The sequence below is a fragment of the Pectobacterium carotovorum genome (assembly GCF_900129615.1).
Taxonomy (GTDB): domain Bacteria; phylum Pseudomonadota; class Gammaproteobacteria; order Enterobacterales; family Enterobacteriaceae; genus Pectobacterium; species Pectobacterium carotovorum.
In genome coordinates, this window is sequence record NZ_FQWI01000002.1 from 110577 (window position 1) to 129890 (window position 19314).

Genomic DNA, 19314 nt, shown 5'->3' on the forward strand with positions numbered 1-19314 from the left:
TTTTAGCGCGAAATCGCTATACTAGCGGCGGCTGTCGGCTCATGAGGTTGCTATGTTATCCATTTTGCGTTTTTTTATTGTCGTTATATTTTCGATTTTGATCTGTATTTTTGGCTTGTTTTACTGCCTGTTCAGCCCTCGAAATCCCCGCCATGTAGCGACCTTCGGCCATCTTTTTGGTCGCTTGTCCGTCGTGTTTGGCCTGAAAGTAGAAATGCGGATACCGGAAGAAGCGGCGCATTACGGCAACTGCATCTATATCGCGAATCATCAGAACAACTACGATATGGTCACGGTATCCAGCGCAGTTCAGCCTCGTACTGTTACCGTGGGCAAGAAAAGCCTGCTGTGGATCCCGTTCTTCGGGCCGCTTTATTGGCTGACGGGTAACTTGCTGATTGACCGTGAAAACCGCACTAAAGCGCATGGCACCATTGCCCAGGTCGTGAAGCATATTAAAGAGCGTAACACGTCTATCTGGATGTTCCCCGAAGGTACTCGCAGCCGTGGACGCGGCCTGCTGCCATTCAAAACCGGTGCCTTTCATGCCGCGATTAGCGCAGAAGTGCCGATTGTGCCGATTTGCGTTTCCACGACCAGCAACAAGGTGAAGTTGAACCGCTGGAATAACGGACTCGTTATCGTCGAAATGTTGCCACCCATTGATACCCGCGCATATACCAAAGAGCAGGTTCGCGAACTGGCGACACACTGCCATGATGTGATGGCTGCCAAGATTGCGGAGCTGGATGCGGAAGTGGCGGCGCGCGAAGCAGCAAACAAAAAATAAGTTTTCCCTCGGGTTACGCGATTATTTCTTCCGATTGTCTATTCAAGAACGAATCGGAAGTTAAACTTTGCTTACGGTTAATGGATTTACGGAGTCATTATGTCACTCAGCCGACGTCAGTTTATTCAGGCATCGGGCCTTGCGTTATGTGCGGGTATGACGCCACTGGCAGCCAAAGCCAGTGGGAACCCCGCCGCATTGCCGATACCGCCATTACTGGAGTCGCGCCGAGGCCAGCCGCTTTTTCTGACCATGCAGCGTGCCCATTGGGCATTTTCCGGCGACCGTAAGACCTCAGTTTGGGGAATCAACGGCCATTATCTGGGGCCGACGGTGCGGGTGTATGACGGCGATGACGTTAAGCTGATTTACAGTAACCGCCTGAATGAGCCTGTCGCGATGACGATCGGCGGCTTGCAGGTGCCGGGGCCGCTGATGGGCGGTGCGGCTCGCATCATTTCTCCTGGAACCGACTGGTCACCAGTATTGCCCGTTCGTCAGCCAGCGGCGACCTGCTGGTATCATGCCAATACGCCGAACCGCATGGCCCCGCATATCTATAACGGGCTAGCTGGGCTATGGCTGGTGGAAGACAGCGCCAGTAAATCCCTGCCGCTTCCCAATCACTATGGCGTTGATGATTTCCCATTGATTATTCAGGATAAACGGCTGGATAACTTTGGTGTCCCTCTCTATAACCCGCCTTCTAACGGCGGATTTGTGGGGGACTCGCTGCTCGTCAACGGCGTGCAAAATCCCTTTGTTGAAGTGTCCCGTGGCTGGGTTCGCCTGAGATTGCTGAACGCGTCGAACTCCCGGCGCTATGTGATGCGGCTGAGCGATGGCCGGGCGATGCATGTAATCGCCAGCGATCAAGGGCTATTACCGGCACCAATGGCGGTGAACCAGCTTTCTCTCGCGCCCGGCGAACGACGCGAAATTCTGATCGATATGTCGCAAGGCGAAGAGGTCACGCTGACGGCTGGCGAGTCGGCAGGGATTATGGATCGTCTGCGCGGGTTGTTTGAGCCGTCCAGCATCCTGATTTCGACGCAAATACTCACGCTGAAGCCGACCGGGCTGTTGCCATTAGTCACGGACAACCTGCCGATGCGTTTGCTGGCCGACAACATCATTGAAGGCAGCATCAGTCGCACGCGTGAGTTCCGTCTGGGGGACAGTCTGCCCGGCATCAACGGCGCGATGTGGGACATGACGCGGGCCGATGTACAAACTCAGCTTGGCCGCTGTGAGCGCTGGATTATCCACGCCGACACGCCGCAGGCTTTCCACATTCAGGGCGTAAAATTCCTGGTGCGCAGCGCGAATGGTCGTCCGCCAGCGGTGGAAGACAGCGGCTGGAAAGATACGGTGTGGGTAGATAGCGATGTCGAGCTGCTGGTTTATTTCACGCAGCCTTCTTCAATGGCGTTCCCTTTCCTGTATTACAGCCAGACGTTGGAACTGGCCGATCGCGGCTCGACGGGGCAGCTCATCGTACAATCTGCGATGTAAACCGACCCATAGCCTGCCAGCTTCTCCGCGTTACCCCCCGCCGTGACAAATGTGACGGCGATGCTTATCTGTTTCTTAATGTGATCCACCTCTATTCAGACAAACCAAAATTAAAGATGCGAAGGCGTGCGGACGATACCTTATATATTGATGTTGCTATTAATTAAGGGTGAATGGCGTTTTGCGTCGCGTACCGTTCCGGGTCTGATTGGTGCTAAAAGAACATTTTTTATTACAACAATGTCAGAGTCAGAGCGTTTCGTTTCGCTATGAAATCAGGTTCACTTTCTGTTTTAACCTGTACGCAGCCAGAACGCTGCGTCATTAAAAGGGCAGCACTATGCGGGAATTACTGCTTTGGGTCAGGGATCAGCTGGCTGGAGCGCCATCGGCGCCTCGCTACATGCAGCTCGCGTCGTTGCTTGAATCAGAAATCGGCCGCCGTAAGACGTTATCCGGCCAGTTCTTACCCGCCGAAAGGCTGATTGCGCAGCAATTGGGATTATCGCGCGTAACGGTTTCCCGTTCCCTGTCACTGCTGGAAGAAAAAGGGCTGATTGTGCGCCAGCAAGGTGTGGGAACCCGTGTGGCTCAACGGCTTAACTACGCGTTGAGCGCTGAGGATGAAGGGTTCACCGCGCTGATATTGAAACAAGGCGGCGTTGCTGGCAGCCTTTGGTTAGAAAAGGCAATACAGGTTCCGCCTGCTGCCATCGCCGCAAAAATGTCTCTGCCGGAAGGCGAGGCCGTCACTTATCTGCGACGCGTCCGGCTCAGCAATGGCGAGCCTGTTTCCCTGGAAACGACTTGGATACCGCAAAAATTCCTACCCGACCCGGAAGCGCTTGAGCAATCTCTCTATCAATATTGGGTGACGCGTGGCATCACACCGGACAAAAAACGCTATCGTTTCAAAGCGATTGCCTGTAAGGCAGACATCGCTGCGCTTCTTGGTATTGCGGCGGAGGCACCTGCGCTGTACTGCCAACTGCATGTTTATAACGAACGGGGTGAACTGCTGGAATACAGCGAAGCACATTGCCGTAGCGATGTGTATGAGATTCAGTTTGCCGATTAGAAGAACAATGCCAGCCCGGTGAAGGCTGGCATTGACGGTGGCTTAGCTCTTAGTCGTTTCTCGGTTCATCAGGGTCCGAGCCCAGACGCTTCCCGCTGTCCAGCTTGGCAATTTCCCCCAGTTCGTCTTTATCCAGACGGAAATCAAACACCTCGAAGTTTTCCTTGATGCGTGCAGGCGTCACCGATTTAGGAATCACCACCAGCCCGCTGTCCAGATGCCAGCGGATCACGATCTGTGCCGGCGTTTTCCCGTATTTGCTCGCCAGTTTACGGATAATGGGATGGTCGAAGACGCCTTCGCCACCCTGCGCCAGTGGGCTCCAGGATTCCGTCTGGATATGATGCGTGGCGTTCCAGGAATGAAGCTGCTTTTGCTGGAGAAGAGGGTGCAGCTCGACCTGATCGATGACCGGCAAGACGCCCGTTTCTTCTTTTAGCCGCTGTAAGTGGTGAGTATGGAAATTACTGACGCCGATACTTTTCGCCAGACCTTGTTCCTGGAGTTTGATGAGTCCACGCCAGGCATCCACGAAGGTATTCTGTTGCGGGAGCGGCCAGTGAATCAGGTAGAGATCGATATAATCTAACCGAAGTTTTCTCAGGCTCTCTTCCAGTGCTTTTTGGGGATCGGTATGATCGCCATTCCAGAGTTTGGTGGTGATGAACACCTCTTCACGCGGCAGGTTCGCGGAACTCAGTGCCTGACCAACGGCCTCCTCGTTCTTATAAATCGCGGCGGTATCGATCGCCCGATAACCGATGGACAAAGCCTCAGTCACAGCGATCACCGTGTCCTCACTGCTTGCTCGCCAGACACCAAGGCCCAACTGGGGCATGATATTGCCGTCCGCCAGCTTAACTTTCGGTTGCGTCATCTCATTCTCCTTTTATATCCGTTAATCCATAAACGTATCATAGGGTTAACTGGATGGGCGACCTGTTCATATCACGGACATAGCGGAACGTGATCCCTAGCAGGAACAGGCATATGATTTCATTCTAGTAGAAAAATTCGTCAGTTATACATTGCCTGATGATAAAGGGAGCCGGTTGGCTCCCTTTAACAGACACAGCATTGAGGGTATATCATCTGATATAGGCGTTGTTTAACCGGTGGCATTTTCTCCTGTCACTCGAAGGATGGGGATTAGAGGGGCTTAACGCGCCGCCTCATAAATCTTCTGGCTTTCTTCCAGCGTAATGTCGCGATGCTCGCCCAGAGCAGTCAAGCCGTGCTCGCTGAGTTTGGCGACCAGCGTTGGAATGGAGCTGCCATCCAACTGATAGTCAGACATACGGGTCGGCACGCCCATTTTCTCGAAGAAGTCACGCGTGGCGGCAATCGCGCCGTCGATGCGCTGATCTTCGCTACCGTCACGCAGGTTCCAGACGCGCTCGGCGTATTGCAGCAGCTTGTCACGCTTCTGGTCTTTTCTTGCCGCCAGCATGGCAGGCAGAACGATAGCCAGCGTCTGGGCATGGTCAAGACCGTGCAGCGCCGTTAATTCGTGTCCCAGCATGTGGGTTGACCAGTCCTGCGGCACGCCTGCGCCAATCAGGCCGTTCAACGCCATGGTCGCGCTCCACATTACGTTAGCTCTGACCTTGTAGTTCTCCGGTTCAGCCAGCGCGCGCGGGCCTTCTTCAACCAGCGTCAGCAGTAAACCTTCCGCAAAACGATCCTGTACTTTGGCATCGACGGAATACGTCAGGTACTGCTCAACGGTGTGAACGAAGGCATCAACCACGCCGTTCGCGATCTGGCGAGCGGGCAGGGTGTACGTCACGACCGGGTCGAGCACCGCGAAAAGCGGCTGCGTGTGGCGTGAGCGGAAAGCGAGTTTATCGTTGGTCGATTTGCGAGTGATGACCGCGCCGTTGTTGGATTCCGAACCGGTCGCAGGCAGGGTGAGCACGGCCGCCAGCGCGACACCGCGATCGATTTCCGCCCCACCGGTTTGCAGAATATGCCACGGGTCCTGTGCGGCCTGATAGTCTGCGGCGGCAGCGATAAATTTCGTGCCATCAACCACAGAGCCACCGCCAACCGCCAGCAGGAAGTCAATCTTCTCCGCCCGGACGACCTCAACGGCTTTCATTAGCGTTTCGTAAGTCGGGTTCGGTTCAATGCCGGCAAATTCGCGTACGTTGCGGCCTTCTAAGGCGCGATAGACCTGATCCAGCACGCCATTGTGCTTCACGCTGCCGCCGCCGTAGGTAATGAGGATGCGGGCATCGGCAGGAATTTCTTTGCCTAATTCAGCAATCTGGCCTTCGCCAAACAAAATCTTGGTAGGGGTATGGAGTGTGAAATTCAGCATAGGTTATTTGTCCAGTTTAAAGCCCTGTTGGAGGATCGCGGGCAAGACTTTTGGGAAGTAGATGTGCTGATAGTAACTGGCGGTGTTGTCACCCCAGTTGTCGCCATCTGCGCGACCGGCTTGCTGCCAGTGTGCCACCAGCGTTTGGTTATATTGCTCAATCGCCGCAGGCAGAACGTCCTGATGATAGGTTTCATCATGGCGGAATGAGTTCAGCGGCAGGCGCGGTTTCTGATGCGCTGGGGTATCGACATAGCCGATAGCGACGCCTGCAACGGGGAACGTCAGTTCAGGAAGTTCCAGAAAGTCGATCATCGCCTGCGGGTCGCGACGAATGCCGCCAATCGGGACAATGCCCAGCCCAAATGAGCGTGCGGCGGCCATCAGCGTGCCGAGCGCGATGCCAACATCCGTTGTGCCGGAAATCAGGCTTTCAAGGCTTTCATGCGCGTGCTGCTGCTTGTCGCTCATGGCAATCCCGACCTGCGTTTTATGCATATCCAGCACCACGGTAATGAAGACGGGTGCTTGGGCAATCCACGGCTGGCCGCCAGCCAATTCGGCAATGCGTGCTTTGCGTTCCGGGTCGCGGGTGACGATGAGCGAGACCTGCTGAGAGTTTACGGATGTTGGTGCCAGATGGGCGGACTGAATAATGGCATCCAGCACGTCATCGGGAATCGCTTTATCAAGATAGCTACGTTCACTGCGGTGTGAGGTGAACAGCTCAATCGTTTTATTCATGTCTTTTCCCGTGGGGTGAGGGGATAGCGGTATGCTCAATATTGTCATCAACCTACGTAAGGCGTTCAATGCACATTTCTGTTTGGTTGTTGCCTATTTCTCCAAAATATAGGAGAAAAGGGTGATAATAATTCGCAGGTATGTCATTTTGTTTCTTCTGTCAGGAGAGAGGCTTCGGGCAGGAAAAGTGAACCCGTAGCGAGAGAACACGATTTTGACGCAGACCCCATATATGTTGACGGAACGCCAAGGTATGTCGACAGAAAGCCAATGTGAGCGGCTTGTTCAGAAACAGGCAGAGCTGCAACAGATTGAGTTACAACAGATTGAGCCGCAACAGACGGTGCGGCAGCGCATCGTGCAGCAGGCAATACGCTGTTCAGCTAAAAGCTGGGCCACGCCGTCGCTCGTCCCGCAGGTCAGGATTCTGTATACGGAACAGCATCATCCGCGTGTGCCGGTGATGTATGAACCGACGATTGTCATCATTTTTCAGGGTCAAAAGATTGGCTATCTGGGCGGAAAAACCTTCCAGTATGACCCAGAAAACTACCTGTTGATGACCGTGCCGCTGCCGTTCGAATGTGAAACGATAGCCAGCGCTGAACACCCGCTGGTGGGGATGGCGATCCGTATCGATATCCAGATGCTTCAGGATTTGCTGATCGACATCGGTGACGACGACAGCGCGATCCGCCCCTGTTCCTGCACGTGTGGGGTGAACAGCGCGCCGCTGACCGATGAGATTCTGTGTGCCGTTGAGCGGCTGCTGGATGCGATGAATAACCCGCGTGATGCCCGCGTGCTGGGCCCGGCGATTGTGCGCGAGATTATCTATCATATGCTCTGCGGCGAACGCGGTGCGGCGTTACAGGCGTTGGTGAATCGACACACGCACTTCAGCCAGATAGCCAAGTCTCTGCGACGTATTGAAAACCACTATGCCGATAGCCTGAATGTGGAACAGCTGGCGTCTGAAGTGAACATGAGCGTCTCGGCGTTTCATCATAACTTTAAGGCCGTCACCAACACATCGCCGTTGCAGTACCTGAAATCCTACCGCTTGCATAAAGCGCGCGTGATGATGATCAACGAAGGGCTGAGGGCGGGCGTTGCGGCGGCTCGCGTCGGGTATGAGAGCGTGTCGCAGTTTAGCCGGGAATTTAAGCGCTATTTCGGTGCGACGCCGAGCGATGAAGTCACAAGAGTAAAGGCCAGTAACATGGTGGTTGAAGAAAGCTGAAGACGTGAAGAAAGCGTGCCGTTGCCCGATTTAGGCGACCGCACGTTTTTTGCGCCACACCACGATAGCCATGCCGATCAGGCCGCTCACCAGCAAAATAATCGGGAGCAGGATCAGCGCGGTCATCACCTGATCTTCATAGCGTTTGACCAACGGAATGTGGCTGAGCGCATAGCCGAGCGTGACAATCCCACCGACCCACAGCAGCCCACTGAGCCAGTTGAAAATCTGAAAGCGCGTATTGTTTAACCCCGAAATCCCCGCCATCGTTGGCAGCAGTGTGCGGATAAACGCTAAAAAGCGACCAACCAGCAGCGCTGCCAGACCGTGCTGGTGGAACAGGTGATAGGCGCGCTGGTGGTAATGGGCGGGAAGCTGTAACAGCCAGCCTTTTACCAACCGGGTATCGCTTAGCCAGCGCCCCTGAAGGTAGCTGAGCCAGCAGCCGAGGCTGGCGGCGATGGTGAGCAGAATCATCGTAGGGAAAAAGCTCATCACGCCTTTGGCAATCATGGCACCCGTGAGCAGCAATAGGCTATCGCCAGGCAGAAAAGAGGCAGGGAGCAGGCCATTCTCCAGAAATAGCGTTGTGAACAGAATGCCGTAAACCACCCAAACGACGTGGGGATCGGCCAGTGCACTAAAATCCTGCTGCCAGAGCGCCTGAATAATGTCGTGAACCACACTCATATTACTTCCCGCCAGTGACGATATTCACTATCTCTCAGGCTGCGGCGTGGAACGCTGGGCTACCTGAAATCTACTGCCTATCAAGCCCTAAAATCAGTCTACCCGTCATACTTCAAGCTGCATACGCGTTGGCTTCCTTCGTTCACCCCAGTCACTTACTTGAGTAAGCTCCTGGGAATTCACTGCGTCGCCGCCTTCATGCAACTCGAATTATTTAGGGTATATGGGGCAAAACGCCTTGCCGCGTGATGAGAATGCGGCAGGGCTTAATGCTTAATTTTGGTTAAGGTAACGCAGTTTTTGGTAAGCGTTGACTCATGATCATCATAACGCATTACCCACCGTGCCGCAGGGGAAATCAAGATGCGGCGGTTTTATGGCCGTCACACTTTCTATATTTTATTTCCTGCCTAATTTCTTTTCCTGTCGTTTGGCAGCAGTGAGCTTGCTGACGCCTTGCCAGACTAAGCGCTCAGCCTGCTGAAACCGGCGGCCAGATCGTCAATTAGATCGTCACTGTCTTCAAGCCCAATATGTAACCGAATAAGTGTGCCGGTAAAATCCACACCGCCAACAGGGCGGATGGCGGCCAGATCTTCCGGTTGATTCGCCAGAATCAACGACTCAAAGCCGCCCCAGGAGTACGCCATGCTGAAGTGCTCAAAATTGTCCAGATAGTTCGCCAACGCTTCTTTGCTCAATTTCTCTTTCAGCACAAAAGAGAACAAGCCGTTGCAGCCCTTAAAGTCGCGTACGTAGAATTCATGCCCTTTGCACTCTGGTAAGGCCGGGTGGTTAACCACCGCGACTTCGGGTTGCTCCGCTAGCCATTTTGCAATGCGGATGCTGCTTTCCTGATGCTGCTTGAGTCTAACGCCCAATGTGCGCAGGCCACGGCTGGCGACATAGGCGGTATCGGCATCGACCATTTGTCCCATCAGGTAAGAGTGTTCACGCAGCTGTGCCCAGCAGCGTTCGTTAGCGACCGCCGTGCCTATCATGGCATCGGAATGGCCGACGATATATTTGGTGGCGGACTGAATAGAGATATCAATATCAAAGTCGAATGCCCTGAATAAAATACCTGCCGCCCAGGTGTTATCAATCATGACAATAATGTCGGGGTTGATGCGGCGCACGGCTTGTACGATGGCGGGTACATCGTGTACTTCCATCGTGATGGAGCCGGGCGATTCGAGAAACACGACTTTGGTATTAGGCTGGATCAGCTCGGCAATACCGGCACCGATCAGCGGGTTAAAGTAGGTGGTGCTGACGTTCAGCTTGCTGAGGACTTTATTACAGAAATCCTGCGTGGGTTCATAGGCTGAACCGGTCACCAGCACATGATCGCCTGCTGAGACGAAAGAGAGAATCGCGTTAGAGATAGCCGCTGCACCGCACGGGTACAACACACAGCCTACGCCGCCTTCCAGTTCCACCATCGCTTCCTGAAGCGAGAAATGGGTCAGCGTGCCACGACGACCATAGAACAGCGCGCCTTTAGCTCTGTTAATGGTGGCGTGTTTTTTGTCCTGTACGGTATCGAATACCAAAGAGGATGCGCGCTGAATAACGGGGTTGACGGAGCCGTGGGTGAATTTCTTGCTGCGTCCTGCGGCGACTAATGCTGTTGCCGTTTTTTTGCTTGTCATAACCACTATCACCTTTTCTGTTCAGTCCTGCCGGATGACTCACTACGCCGACGATTCCCGACAGTGAACGGTGGGGAATCGCGGGGGCATGATTGGATTTATAAGCGTTCGATTGATGGGGGCTACGTTATCACGGCTTGGGCGGCGTGTGGGCTTGAGTGGGATAAGATCGGGTGTAAATGAAAACATTTCAGGAAGAAAATGCAGGGAAAGCGCCATGTTGTTCTACATTGTTGAACGACATGGCGCAATTGGGTGTGCGTTAACCCGTATGGACGCCAAAGAATTTTGGCAGCCAGAGCGAGATGGCCGGAATATAGGTGACTAGCATCAGCACAAAGAAAAGTCCACAGTAGAAGGGCAGCATCGCTTTAACCACCTGTTCTATCTTCTGTTTACTCACCGCACTGGCGACGAAAAGCACCGACCCCACCGGCGGTGTAATCAGGCCGATCCCAAGGTTCACCAGCATGATCATGCCGAAATGTACCGGATCGATGCCGAGCGAGAGGGCGACGGGCAGCAAAACGGGCGTCAGGATCAGGATCAGCGGTGCCATGTCCATCAGCGTGCCCAGTAGCAGCAACATGATGTTAATCCACATCAGGATGACGTACTTGTTATCCGAAATAGAGGTGAAAAACTCGGTAATGCGGCTCGGCAGCTGCATGTAGGTCATGATGGCACCGAACGCGGCGGCGAAGCCGATCAAGATCATCACGATCGTGACAGTTTTTACCGTGCGGTACATCAGCTTGGGCAGTTCTGACCATTTATAGTCTTTGTAGATAAACATGGTCACGAAGAAGGACCATAGGCAGGCGATGGCCGCAGACTCGGTTGCGGTGAAAATGCCGGACAGGATCCCGCCCATGATGATGACGACGGTCATCAATCCCCACAGGGTATCGACAAAGATTTTCAGTGCCTGACGGAACGGTACGCGTTCGCCTTTTGGATAACCGCGCCGATGTGCGAAACCGACGCACATCACCATCAGGGTCAGGCTGAGCAGCAGGCCAGGCAGGATCCCTGCAATAAACAGCGAAGCAATGGAAACCGTACCGCCGGTTGCCAGCGAGTAGATCACGGAGTTGTGGCTCGGCGGTGTCAAAATCGCCTGCACGGAGCCACTGGCGGTGACGGCAGCGGAGAAGTCGCGTGGATAACCTTTCTTCTCCATTTCCGGGATCATCACCGAACCGATAGAGGCGGTGTCTGCCACGGAAGAACCGGATATTGCACCAAAAAATGTTGATGCGACGATGTTAACCAGCGATAAGCCGCCGCGAATAAAGCCGACAAAAATATACGCGAAGCTGACCAGCCGACGGGCGATGCCGCCTTCGGCCATAATGGCACCGGCCAGAATGAAGAAGGGGATTGCCAGCAGCGAAAATTTGTTTACGCCGTTGGTAATCTGGATCATCACCGCCTCAAGTGGCAGATCGATCCAGAAAGCCCCAACAATCGCGCTCAACCCTACCGCGTAGGCGACGGGAACGCCGACCGCCAGCAGCACGGCCAGCGTGGCAATCAGAATAAATGCATCCATGGTATTGGCTCCGAATTAAGAACTGCCAAGCATTACCACAGGGCGTTTATCCTGCGGGCCGAAAAACATTTTTTCGATGATGAACAGCACGGTGATGAATGAGCCAATAGGCAGCGGCAAATAACTTTCACCTGCGGTTAATAAGGGAAACTCCGCGACGGGCTGTTCCCATAATTCCATGCAGAGCACGGTGCTGTAATAGAGAATAAACAGGCTGATTAACAGCATCAGGAGGTTCGCCAGATGAACGCAAACCTTCTTACCAGTTTCTGGCAATCTGTCGGTCAACATGCTGACGGCAATATGTGAGTTGGAACGGTAACTGACGGCGGCGCCGACAAAAGTAAACGTCACCATACAAATAATTGAAATGGGTTCTGGCCAGGATAACGCGGCATTTAAAACATAGCGTGCGAATATACCGACAGGAATAACAAGCGTCATAATTAATAACGCCAGACCAGAAACCCACATGGCAATACGATAGAGTACATCCATGCTGGAAAGATAAGACTGTGCCATTTTTCCACCTATACTCACTTCGCTGGGTGATAAGCAAAGGATCATTGTTGATATCAGGCTATTAATGGTGGCGGATAAATAGCAGGCTATTTATCCGCTGAGATGAGGTACTGATTATTGGACGTCGGCGACGGCTTTAATCAGATCCTGATATTTGGCACCAAACTGATCGCGGACGGGTTGCGTGGCTTTAAAATAGTACTCGGTATCAATGTCATGGAACTGAACGCCGCCGGCTTTCATTTTATCCAGAGATTGCTGCGTATATTCTTTCCACAGTACGCGCTGTTCCTGCTGCGCTTCTTTCGCCAGCTTCAGGATAAGATCCTGATCCTCTTTAGAAAGTTTGTCCCATTTGGCTTTGGAATACAGGAACAGCTCAGGAATAATGAAGTGGCGGCTCCAGGTATAGTTTTTCACGACAGGCAGGTAGTTGTGTGCGACAAACGTTGGTGGGTTATTTTCGGTGCCGTCAATCACGCCGGTTTGCATGCCGCTGAAGACTTCACTGACGCCCATGGCAATCGAGTTGGCCCCCATCGCTTTTAGCGTGGCCAGCGCGACTGGACTACCCTGTACGCGAATTTTCATGCCCTTGAGGTCTTCTGGTTTCACCACCGGTTCCTTGGTGATTAAGTTACGCGTTCCCGCATCCATCCAGCCCAGAAAAACCAATTTTGATTTACTGCTATGGGTAATCTTGTCACCAATTTCCTGACCGATTTTTCCATCCAGCACTTTATGCAGATGATCTTCATCACGGAAAATATAGGGCAGCGTGAAGACTTCTATTTCCGGTAAAATTGCCGCAACAGGCGTCATTGATACACGGATAATATCAATCGCGCCGAGCTGCGCCTGCTCAATCATTTGTTTCTCATCACCCAATACCCCGCCGGGGAAGGTTTTAATTTCCAGCCTGCCATTTGTAGCGGCTTTTAATTTCTCTCCCATTTTCTGAACGGCGACGACATTAGGATAACCTTCAGGGTGAACATCAGAGGCTTTAATTTGTTGTGCCTGAATCGCTTGGCTCATCAGGAGTGCAGTAGAACCCAGACAAACGCCGATCAATGTTTTCGACAGCTTCATTGAATTATCTCCAGAGGTGGGGTGACATTATCGATAATCAAATGGTGATTTAAAAATATAAACCCATGAAAAATAGCGTAATGAAGAGTGGGTTTAATGATGAGAAGACGACCGCCTATTACATATTATTGTGGCGTGAGTCAGTATTCTCTGCGAGTTAAGCTAACCTATTATACAACTTCGTAGAATGACTCGTGTCACAAAAGAAAAAGCTAATATGAAATGCTGTTTTATATGGACTTTATTCCTATTTGACTTATAGGAATATACGTAACTTGGTGTTTTTATTTATCTTATTATGTACATATGTATCTATTTATTTCATTAAACTTATCGCCAGCTACCATTAAATGGTGTGATAACTTAATGTTGATCACAAAAAGCCGATCGTAAAAATCTTGGTTATCGCACCGTGTTTTAGGGGGATCTCCTGCCTGATATATTCCTGAATGCTATTTTTCTTGTCGTTCTTATGCTTTTCCTGCCGATGTGCGAGCAATACCCTCTGAAATCCTGTCAAAGCGCAAGGAAAGTGCGTTATCTGATGTAAATAATAATGAGAACGACTATCAATTCGTTCAGGGTTTGGTATCATTTCAGGCTGCGTTATTGCGGCATTATACCTGCGAATATGTGCGGATATTGTACAGAACAGATGATTGTACAGAACAGATGATTGTACAGAACGAATGGTGGAGGCACAGCGTGAAGACGGCTGTCAGTAATACAACTCAACAGGTGTTATCAACCTGGCAAAAAAAACGTGGCGCGCTCAGCGCATTTTCCCGTAGCGTGCTGGTTATCCTGCTGTGTACGGCAGGACTAAGTGGAAATGCGTTTGCGGCTCCGGCAACTGCACCGTTATCGACAGAGAATGCAGCACCAGCCGTTCAACCTGCTGCTGCGTCGCCTTCCGCTCCTGTGACGACCGATGCGCAGGCACCAGCGTCAGCACTCGCGCTGCCTGCCAGTGCGGCACCGGGCACCAATAACCTGATGAAAACCGATTTGTCCGTCTGGGGTATGTACCAGCACGCCGATGCCGTCGTGAAAACGGTGATGATCGGTTTGCTGCTGGCCTCCGTGATTACCTGGGCGATCTTCTTCAGTAAAAGCGTTGAGATGTCTGGTGCGAAACGCCGTCTGCGCCGTGAGTATCTGGCGTTGGAACAGGCGAAAACGCTGGACGACGCGCTGGAAACCGCGGACGCGTTCAAAGCAGGCAGCGTTGCACAGCAACTGCTGGTCGATGCGCAGAACGAACTGGAGCTTTCCGCACGTTCCGATGACAACAACGGAATTAAAGAGCGCACCGCGTTTCGTCTGGAACGTCGCGTAGCGGCTACCGGGCGTCACATGGGGCGTGGTAACGGTTATCTGGCGACGGTCGGCGCGGTTGCCCCGTTCGTGGGGCTGTTCGGTACGGTATGGGGCATCATGAACAGCTTCATCGGTATCGCACAGACGCAAACCACCAATCTGGCGGTAGTGGCACCAGGGATCGCAGAAGCCCTGCTGGCGACGGCGATTGGCCTGGTTGCGGCGATTCCTGCGGTTGTCATCTATAACGTCTTTGCTCGCTCGATTGCCAGCTACAAAGCGATGGTCGGCGATGTGGCTGCACAAGTGCTGCTGCTGCAAAGTCGCGATCTCGACGTGGCTGCCAGCAACGATAACCGGGCGTCTTCAGCAGCGCATAAACTGCGGGTGGGTTAAGTCATGGCGATGCATTTGAAGGAGGACGTGAGTGATGACGGTGAAATGCATGACATTAACGTCACGCCGTTCATTGACGTCATGCTGGTTCTGCTGATTATCTTCATGGTGGCGGCCCCGCTGGCAACGGTAGACATTCGTGTCGATCTGCCAGCCTCATCGGCAGCACCACAGCCGCGGCCGGAAAAACCGCTTTATCTGACGGTAAAAGCAGATAAGCAAATGTTCCTGGGGGAAGAGGTGGTTAGCGAGCAGTCGCTGGCGCAGGTGCTGGATGCGAAAACCAGTGCCAATAAAGAAACGACCATCTTCTTCCAGGCGGATAAAAGCGTCGATTATGAAACCATCATGAGCGTGATGGATTCACTGCGTAAGGCGGGCTACCTCAAGGTTGGCCTGGTCGGTGCGGAAACCGCTGCCGCTAAATAACGGCTGAGGGTTGTGTTGTAAGAAGGAATGCGGGCGTTCAAACCGCGTTCCTTTTTTTACGTCTGTAGATTTACGTCCAGATGATGGCAGGGCGCTTTGGGCGTTGGTCTACGCCCGCGAGTCAGGATGACGCCAGTGAATACGCGTCGGGATATAGCGTCGGTCTTCTTCAAGCGGCTGTTGTGCAATCAAACTCGTAATCATTTCAAAGCTGCTGCGCGCCAGATTCTCACAATCCTGCGCCACGGTATCGATCTTCAGCGGTAAGCAATCAAACAGATAGTGATCGTCAAAGCAGCACAGTCGAATGCCGCTTTCCATCAGGTTATGCTGGTTCATATAACGCAGCACGCCTTCCATCAGGCCACAGGCGGCAACAAACAGCGCTTTTGGCGGACGACCCAGCGTTGCACACAGCTGAGCAAACATTTCATAACCCGCGCTGGGGTGATAGCTGCCGTGAATGATCCACTCTGGCTTGCAGTCGATACCTGCGCGCGTTAGTCCAAGCTGGAAGCCTTCCAGACGGTGGCGAGTCGGGGAAATTCGCGGCTGGCCGCCAAGGAAATAGAACTCATCACGATGCTGGCGGGCGATACGCTCGACCATTTCTGCCGTGGATTCTACCGCTTCGGAAATGACCATCGGCAGTGTGGAGTCACCAATGACCCGGTCAAACTGTACGACGGGCAACTGCTGATTAATTTTCTGATATTCGACATCGCTTAACAGGCTGGAAGCGACAATCAGGCCATCGACCTGACGCTGTACCAGACTGTTGACCGCCATCATCTCCTGACTGGCGTTTTCGTCGGTGCAGGCAATCAGCAGTTGTAGCCCCGCTTCACGGCACAGCATTTCCAACTCGCGGGAAATCACGGCAAAGCCGTAGTTGGTCATTTCTGGCACCACCAGCCCCAACGTGTTGCTGCGTGAGGAACGCAGCGAACGGGCGTGAATACTGGGCTGATAACGTTGTTCATGCGCGACGGCTAAAATGCGGTCGCGGGTTTCATCAGAAACGCGAAACTCTTTGCTGCGTCCGTTAAGCACCAGACTAGCGGTGGATTTTGATACACCGGCCAGCGCGGCGATGTCACTGATTGTTATGCGTTTAGTCGGTTTCACCGCGAGGTCTGCTATCAGAAAAAAGGAAAGTTATTCTATCACGCATGGCGCTAACAGCCAGTGCTGTAGCGTTAATCGCCCAGAGCCGCTGAATGTCATGGTTGCCTCGCTTTCCGGGAAATAGCGTGCAGACATCACGGCTTCGCCGTCGTTGATAAAAATTTCAACGCTGGAGCGATCGCACAGGATCTGCAATTGGCTCAGGTCACCACGCCAGTAGCGATGCTCGGGCTCGCCGGTGCGACGGTTACGTCGGCTCAGCGTCACGCGCTCACCATCCCAACAGAGAACCAACTGGGAGGCGAGGTTGAACTGGAATTCCCCCTGCACGGTGATGAGAATTTCTGCGCTGCTAGCATGAAGTGGAGACGCATAGTCTGCGGCACCATGCCAAGTGTAATGCTGCCTGCGCAGTTGTTGCAGTTCGCGCGCAGGACGCTGATAAACGCGATCGCCATGCAGCGTGAGTTCACGCGGACAGGTCATGGTATGGATCCAGCCCTGTTCGATCGTGGGTTCAAAAAATTCATTGTCGTCAGGAATCGACATCCAACCGAACAGCAGGCGTCGTCCGTCTTCACTCAGCGTGGTTTGCGGCGCGTAAAACTCGAAGCCGAGATCCAGTTCGTGGAAATCCTGATGTGGGTACGTGCCGTTTTCGTAATTGAGTGAGCCAATGAAATAGCCCGCCTGAAAGGTATTCAGGTAGCGTTCCTCTTCGGCGGGAACCCCCTGCGGGCAACAAATCAGGACGTCTTTGCCATCCAATGGGAACAGGTCCGGGCACTCCCACATGTAGCCAAAATCACCGAGTCCACCCAGACGGGAACCGGCGATCTCGCCGATCTTCTCCCACGCCAGCAGATCGGCAGAACGGTAGAGCAGCACTTTACCTTGTAGATCGAGGTCCTGTGCGCCGAGCACCATGTACCAGTGGTCGTCCTGACGCCACACTTTGGGATCGCGAACGTGTCCGGTATAGCCGTCTGGGAGCGTCAGAACTGCTCCCAGCTTGTCATATTCACCGTTAGGATTCTCACGGGCGAGACACTGAAATGCGGTACGCGAACCGTCATCGTATTTCACGTTACCGGTGTAGATCAGCATGATCGCCCCCTGATCCACTACCGCAGAGCCTGAATAACAGCCGTGGCTTTCATAGCTTTCGCTCGGCACCAGCGCGACGGGTTCATGCATCCAGTTCACCAGATCGACGGAACTCCAGTGCCCCCAGAATTTCGCTCCGTGGGCACAAGACAAAGGATTCCACTGATAAAACAGATGGTAACGCCCGTTGTGATGAATGAATCCATTCGGATCGTTAAGCAGACCAACGCTCGGGGACAGATGCCATTCCGGACGATACGGGTCTTCCTGTTTCCGTGAATGGCCTGACATCAGGGCGTGCGCCATGCGCTTTAGTAAGTGGACTTCCTTCATTATTCGCTATCCGTTTTATATTTCAGCAGTAAGGAAAGGATAAAGGCGGCGCCGAACGCAATTAACATCCCGATCAGGTAGTTAAGCATCGATCCCCCTTGCACAATAGCCAACCCCGGAAAACCGGTTAGCCCGACGGCCGTCATATTGACGTGATTGAAGACCACCCACGCGCCACCGAGCGCACCGCCTGCCAGTGCTGCCAGGAACGGTTTAATGAAGCGCAGGTTGATACCAAATATCGCGGCTTCCGTGATGCCCAGCAGACAAGAAAGCCCGGCAGGAACGGCAATCGCTCGGGTTTTGGCATCACGCGTTTTGAAGTATACCGCCAGACATGCGCCGCCCTGCGCCACGTTCGCCATTGCCCAAATTGGCAGCAGGAAGTTGACGCCGATATTCGGGTTGCCAAGCAGTCCGGCTTCAATGGCATGGAAGCTGTGATGGACGCCAGTGATCACGATGACGGAGTAGAGGCCGCCGAACAGCAAACCAGCCAACCAGCCAGCGTGAGCAATCAACGTACTGAGAACCAAGGAAATGCCATCGCCCAGCGCACGCCCAGCAGGCCCGATGAGCAGCATGGCGACAAAGCCGGAAATGATGACCGTCAGGAACGGCGTGACGATGATATCCAGCGCGTCCGGTACGATTTTACGCAGGCGCTTTTCCACGATGCTCATAAACCAGACGGCGAGCAGGACTGGAAACACGGTGCCTTGATAGCCGATCATGGCGATGTCCATGCCGAAGAAATGCATGGTCTGGAAGCCCCCGGCGACGCCCCAGGCGTTGGTCAACGCTGGGTGAGTCAGGATGCCGCCCAGCGTCGCGCCCAGATAAGGGTTACCGCCGAATTCCCGTGCGGCGGTAAAACCGATCAGGACAGGTAGTATAATAAATGCAGCGGAGCTGAACATATCCAGCATGACGAAGATCGCGCTGCTGGAATCGACCCAGCCGTAGGTCTTGATCATGCCGAGCAGCCCCATCAACAGACCGGATGCGATAATTGCCGGCATGATAGGGACGAAGATGTTCGAGAGCAGGCGTGCCAGACGTTGAAGCGGGTTCAGCTTTTTCGCGGCAATCGAGGCGGCTTCGGATTTGCTTGATTCACTGATGCCTGCCGCTTTGATGAACTCGGCATACACCTTGTTAACCAGCCCGGTGCCGAAAATGATCTGCATTTGCCCGGCATTCTGGAAGCAGCCTTTCACGCCGTCGACGTTCTCGATCGCTTTCTTGTCAGCCAGACTGTCGTCATTCAGCACCAGACGCAGGCGAGTCGCACAGTGGGCAGCGCTGGCGATATTTTCTTTCCCGCCGAGAAGGGGGATTAGCGCGGCGGCAGTAGCGTTGATATCCATGTTATTCCTCTATATATGCGGTTT

17 protein-coding genes are annotated in these 19314 nt (G+C 53.3%); 6 read left to right on the forward strand and 11 right to left on the reverse strand.

What is annotated here, in order from left to right; all coding sequences use genetic code 11:
• Window positions 1-52: 52 nt before the first annotated feature.
• The 3 genes from BUB06_RS04780 to BUB06_RS04790 all read left to right on the forward strand — a co-directional run bounded on the left by BUB06_RS04780 (window position 53) and on the right by BUB06_RS04790 (window position 3383).
• Window positions 53-790: a 1-acylglycerol-3-phosphate O-acyltransferase gene (locus tag BUB06_RS04780; RefSeq protein ID WP_010297481.1), complete on the forward strand. Its 738-nt coding sequence runs from the start codon at window positions 53-55 to the stop codon at window positions 788-790.
• A 99-nt stretch (window positions 791-889) separates the two neighbouring features.
• Window positions 890-2305: a cell division protein FtsP gene (gene ftsP / locus BUB06_RS04785; protein ID WP_039470373.1), complete on the forward strand. Its 1416-nt coding sequence runs from the start codon at window positions 890-892 to the stop codon at window positions 2303-2305.
• Between the two features lie 340 nt (window positions 2306-2645).
• Entirely contained in the window at window positions 2646-3383 is a 738-nt protein-coding gene (locus tag BUB06_RS04790) for a GntR family transcriptional regulator (protein ID WP_039470374.1), read from the forward strand.
• A 49-nt stretch (window positions 3384-3432) separates the two neighbouring features.
• Here BUB06_RS04790 and dkgA read toward each other — a convergent pair whose 3' ends face one another.
• The 3 genes from dkgA to BUB06_RS04805 all read right to left on the reverse strand — a co-directional run bounded on the left by dkgA (window position 3433) and on the right by BUB06_RS04805 (window position 6450).
• On the reverse strand, window positions 3433-4260 hold the full coding sequence (dkgA, locus tag BUB06_RS04795; RefSeq protein WP_039470376.1) for a 2,5-didehydrogluconate reductase DkgA: 828 nt from the start codon (window positions 4258-4260) through the stop codon (window positions 3433-3435).
• Between the two features lie 282 nt (window positions 4261-4542).
• Window positions 4543-5706 carry an alcohol dehydrogenase gene (gene yqhD / locus BUB06_RS04800; protein WP_039470377.1) on the reverse strand — a complete coding sequence of 388 codons (1164 nt, stop codon included), beginning with the start codon at window positions 5704-5706 and terminating at the stop codon, window positions 4543-4545.
• Between the two features lie 3 nt (window positions 5707-5709).
• Window positions 5710-6450 carry an NADPH-dependent oxidoreductase gene (locus BUB06_RS04805; RefSeq protein ID WP_010297504.1) on the reverse strand — a complete coding sequence of 247 codons (741 nt, stop codon included), beginning with the start codon at window positions 6448-6450 and terminating at the stop codon, window positions 5710-5712.
• Window positions 6451-6682: 232 nt separating this feature from the next.
• Between BUB06_RS04805 and BUB06_RS04810 the strand changes: the two genes are divergently transcribed.
• Window positions 6683-7693, forward strand: coding sequence for an AraC family transcriptional regulator (locus tag BUB06_RS04810; protein WP_039470378.1), 1011 nt, complete (start codon window positions 6683-6685; stop codon window positions 7691-7693).
• A 30-nt stretch (window positions 7694-7723) separates the two neighbouring features.
• Here the strand turns inward: BUB06_RS04810 and BUB06_RS04815 are convergent, their stop codons facing one another.
• From BUB06_RS04815 to BUB06_RS04840, 5 genes are all read right to left on the reverse strand, one after another.
• Window positions 7724-8383 carry a DedA family protein gene (locus tag BUB06_RS04815; protein ID WP_039470380.1) on the reverse strand — a complete coding sequence of 220 codons (660 nt, stop codon included), beginning with the start codon at window positions 8381-8383 and terminating at the stop codon, window positions 7724-7726.
• Window positions 8384-8847: 464 nt separating this feature from the next.
• The gene (metC, locus tag BUB06_RS04825) at window positions 8848-10038 is read right to left on the reverse strand and encodes a cystathionine beta-lyase (protein WP_010297513.1); all 1191 of its coding nucleotides are present in this window, start codon (window positions 10036-10038) and stop codon (window positions 8848-8850) included.
• A 262-nt stretch (window positions 10039-10300) separates the two neighbouring features.
• The gene (locus tag BUB06_RS04830; RefSeq protein ID WP_010297517.1) at window positions 10301-11593 is read right to left on the reverse strand and encodes a TRAP transporter large permease; all 1293 of its coding nucleotides are present in this window, start codon (window positions 11591-11593) and stop codon (window positions 10301-10303) included.
• Between the two features lie 15 nt (window positions 11594-11608).
• Window positions 11609-12115: a TRAP transporter small permease gene (locus tag BUB06_RS04835; protein WP_010297521.1), complete on the reverse strand. Its 507-nt coding sequence runs from the start codon at window positions 12113-12115 to the stop codon at window positions 11609-11611.
• A gap of 114 nt (window positions 12116-12229) precedes the next feature.
• The gene (locus BUB06_RS04840) at window positions 12230-13207 is read right to left on the reverse strand and encodes a TRAP transporter substrate-binding protein (protein ID WP_039470381.1); all 978 of its coding nucleotides are present in this window, start codon (window positions 13205-13207) and stop codon (window positions 12230-12232) included.
• A gap of 705 nt (window positions 13208-13912) precedes the next feature.
• On the opposite strand from BUB06_RS04840, the gene exbB reads away from it, so the two are divergent.
• Together exbB and exbD are read left to right on the forward strand one after the other, a co-directional pair.
• Entirely contained in the window at window positions 13913-14923 is a 1011-nt protein-coding gene (gene exbB / locus BUB06_RS04845; protein WP_072886118.1) for a tol-pal system-associated acyl-CoA thioesterase, read from the forward strand.
• A gap of 3 nt (window positions 14924-14926) precedes the next feature.
• Entirely contained in the window at window positions 14927-15352 is a 426-nt protein-coding gene (exbD, locus tag BUB06_RS04850; protein WP_010280259.1) for a TonB system transport protein ExbD, read from the forward strand.
• Between the two features lie 108 nt (window positions 15353-15460).
• Here exbD and BUB06_RS04855 read toward each other — a convergent pair whose 3' ends face one another.
• From BUB06_RS04855 to BUB06_RS04865, 3 genes are read right to left on the reverse strand one after another with little or no spacing between them, the layout of a single operon-like run.
• Window positions 15461-16480 (reverse strand): LacI family DNA-binding transcriptional regulator, encoded by a 1020-nt coding sequence (locus BUB06_RS04855; RefSeq protein WP_039470382.1) that lies wholly within the window; start codon window positions 16478-16480, stop codon window positions 15461-15463.
• 30 nt (window positions 16481-16510) lie between these two features.
• Window positions 16511-17920, reverse strand: coding sequence for a glycoside hydrolase family 32 protein (locus tag BUB06_RS04860; protein WP_039470384.1), 1410 nt, complete (start codon window positions 17918-17920; stop codon window positions 16511-16513).
• Window positions 17920-19290: a sucrose-specific PTS transporter subunit IIBC gene (locus BUB06_RS04865; protein ID WP_039470385.1), complete on the reverse strand. Its 1371-nt coding sequence runs from the start codon at window positions 19288-19290 to the stop codon at window positions 17920-17922. Before BUB06_RS04865 ends, BUB06_RS04860 begins: the two co-directional genes overlap by 1 nt.
• Between the last annotated feature and the right edge of the window lie 24 nt (window positions 19291-19314).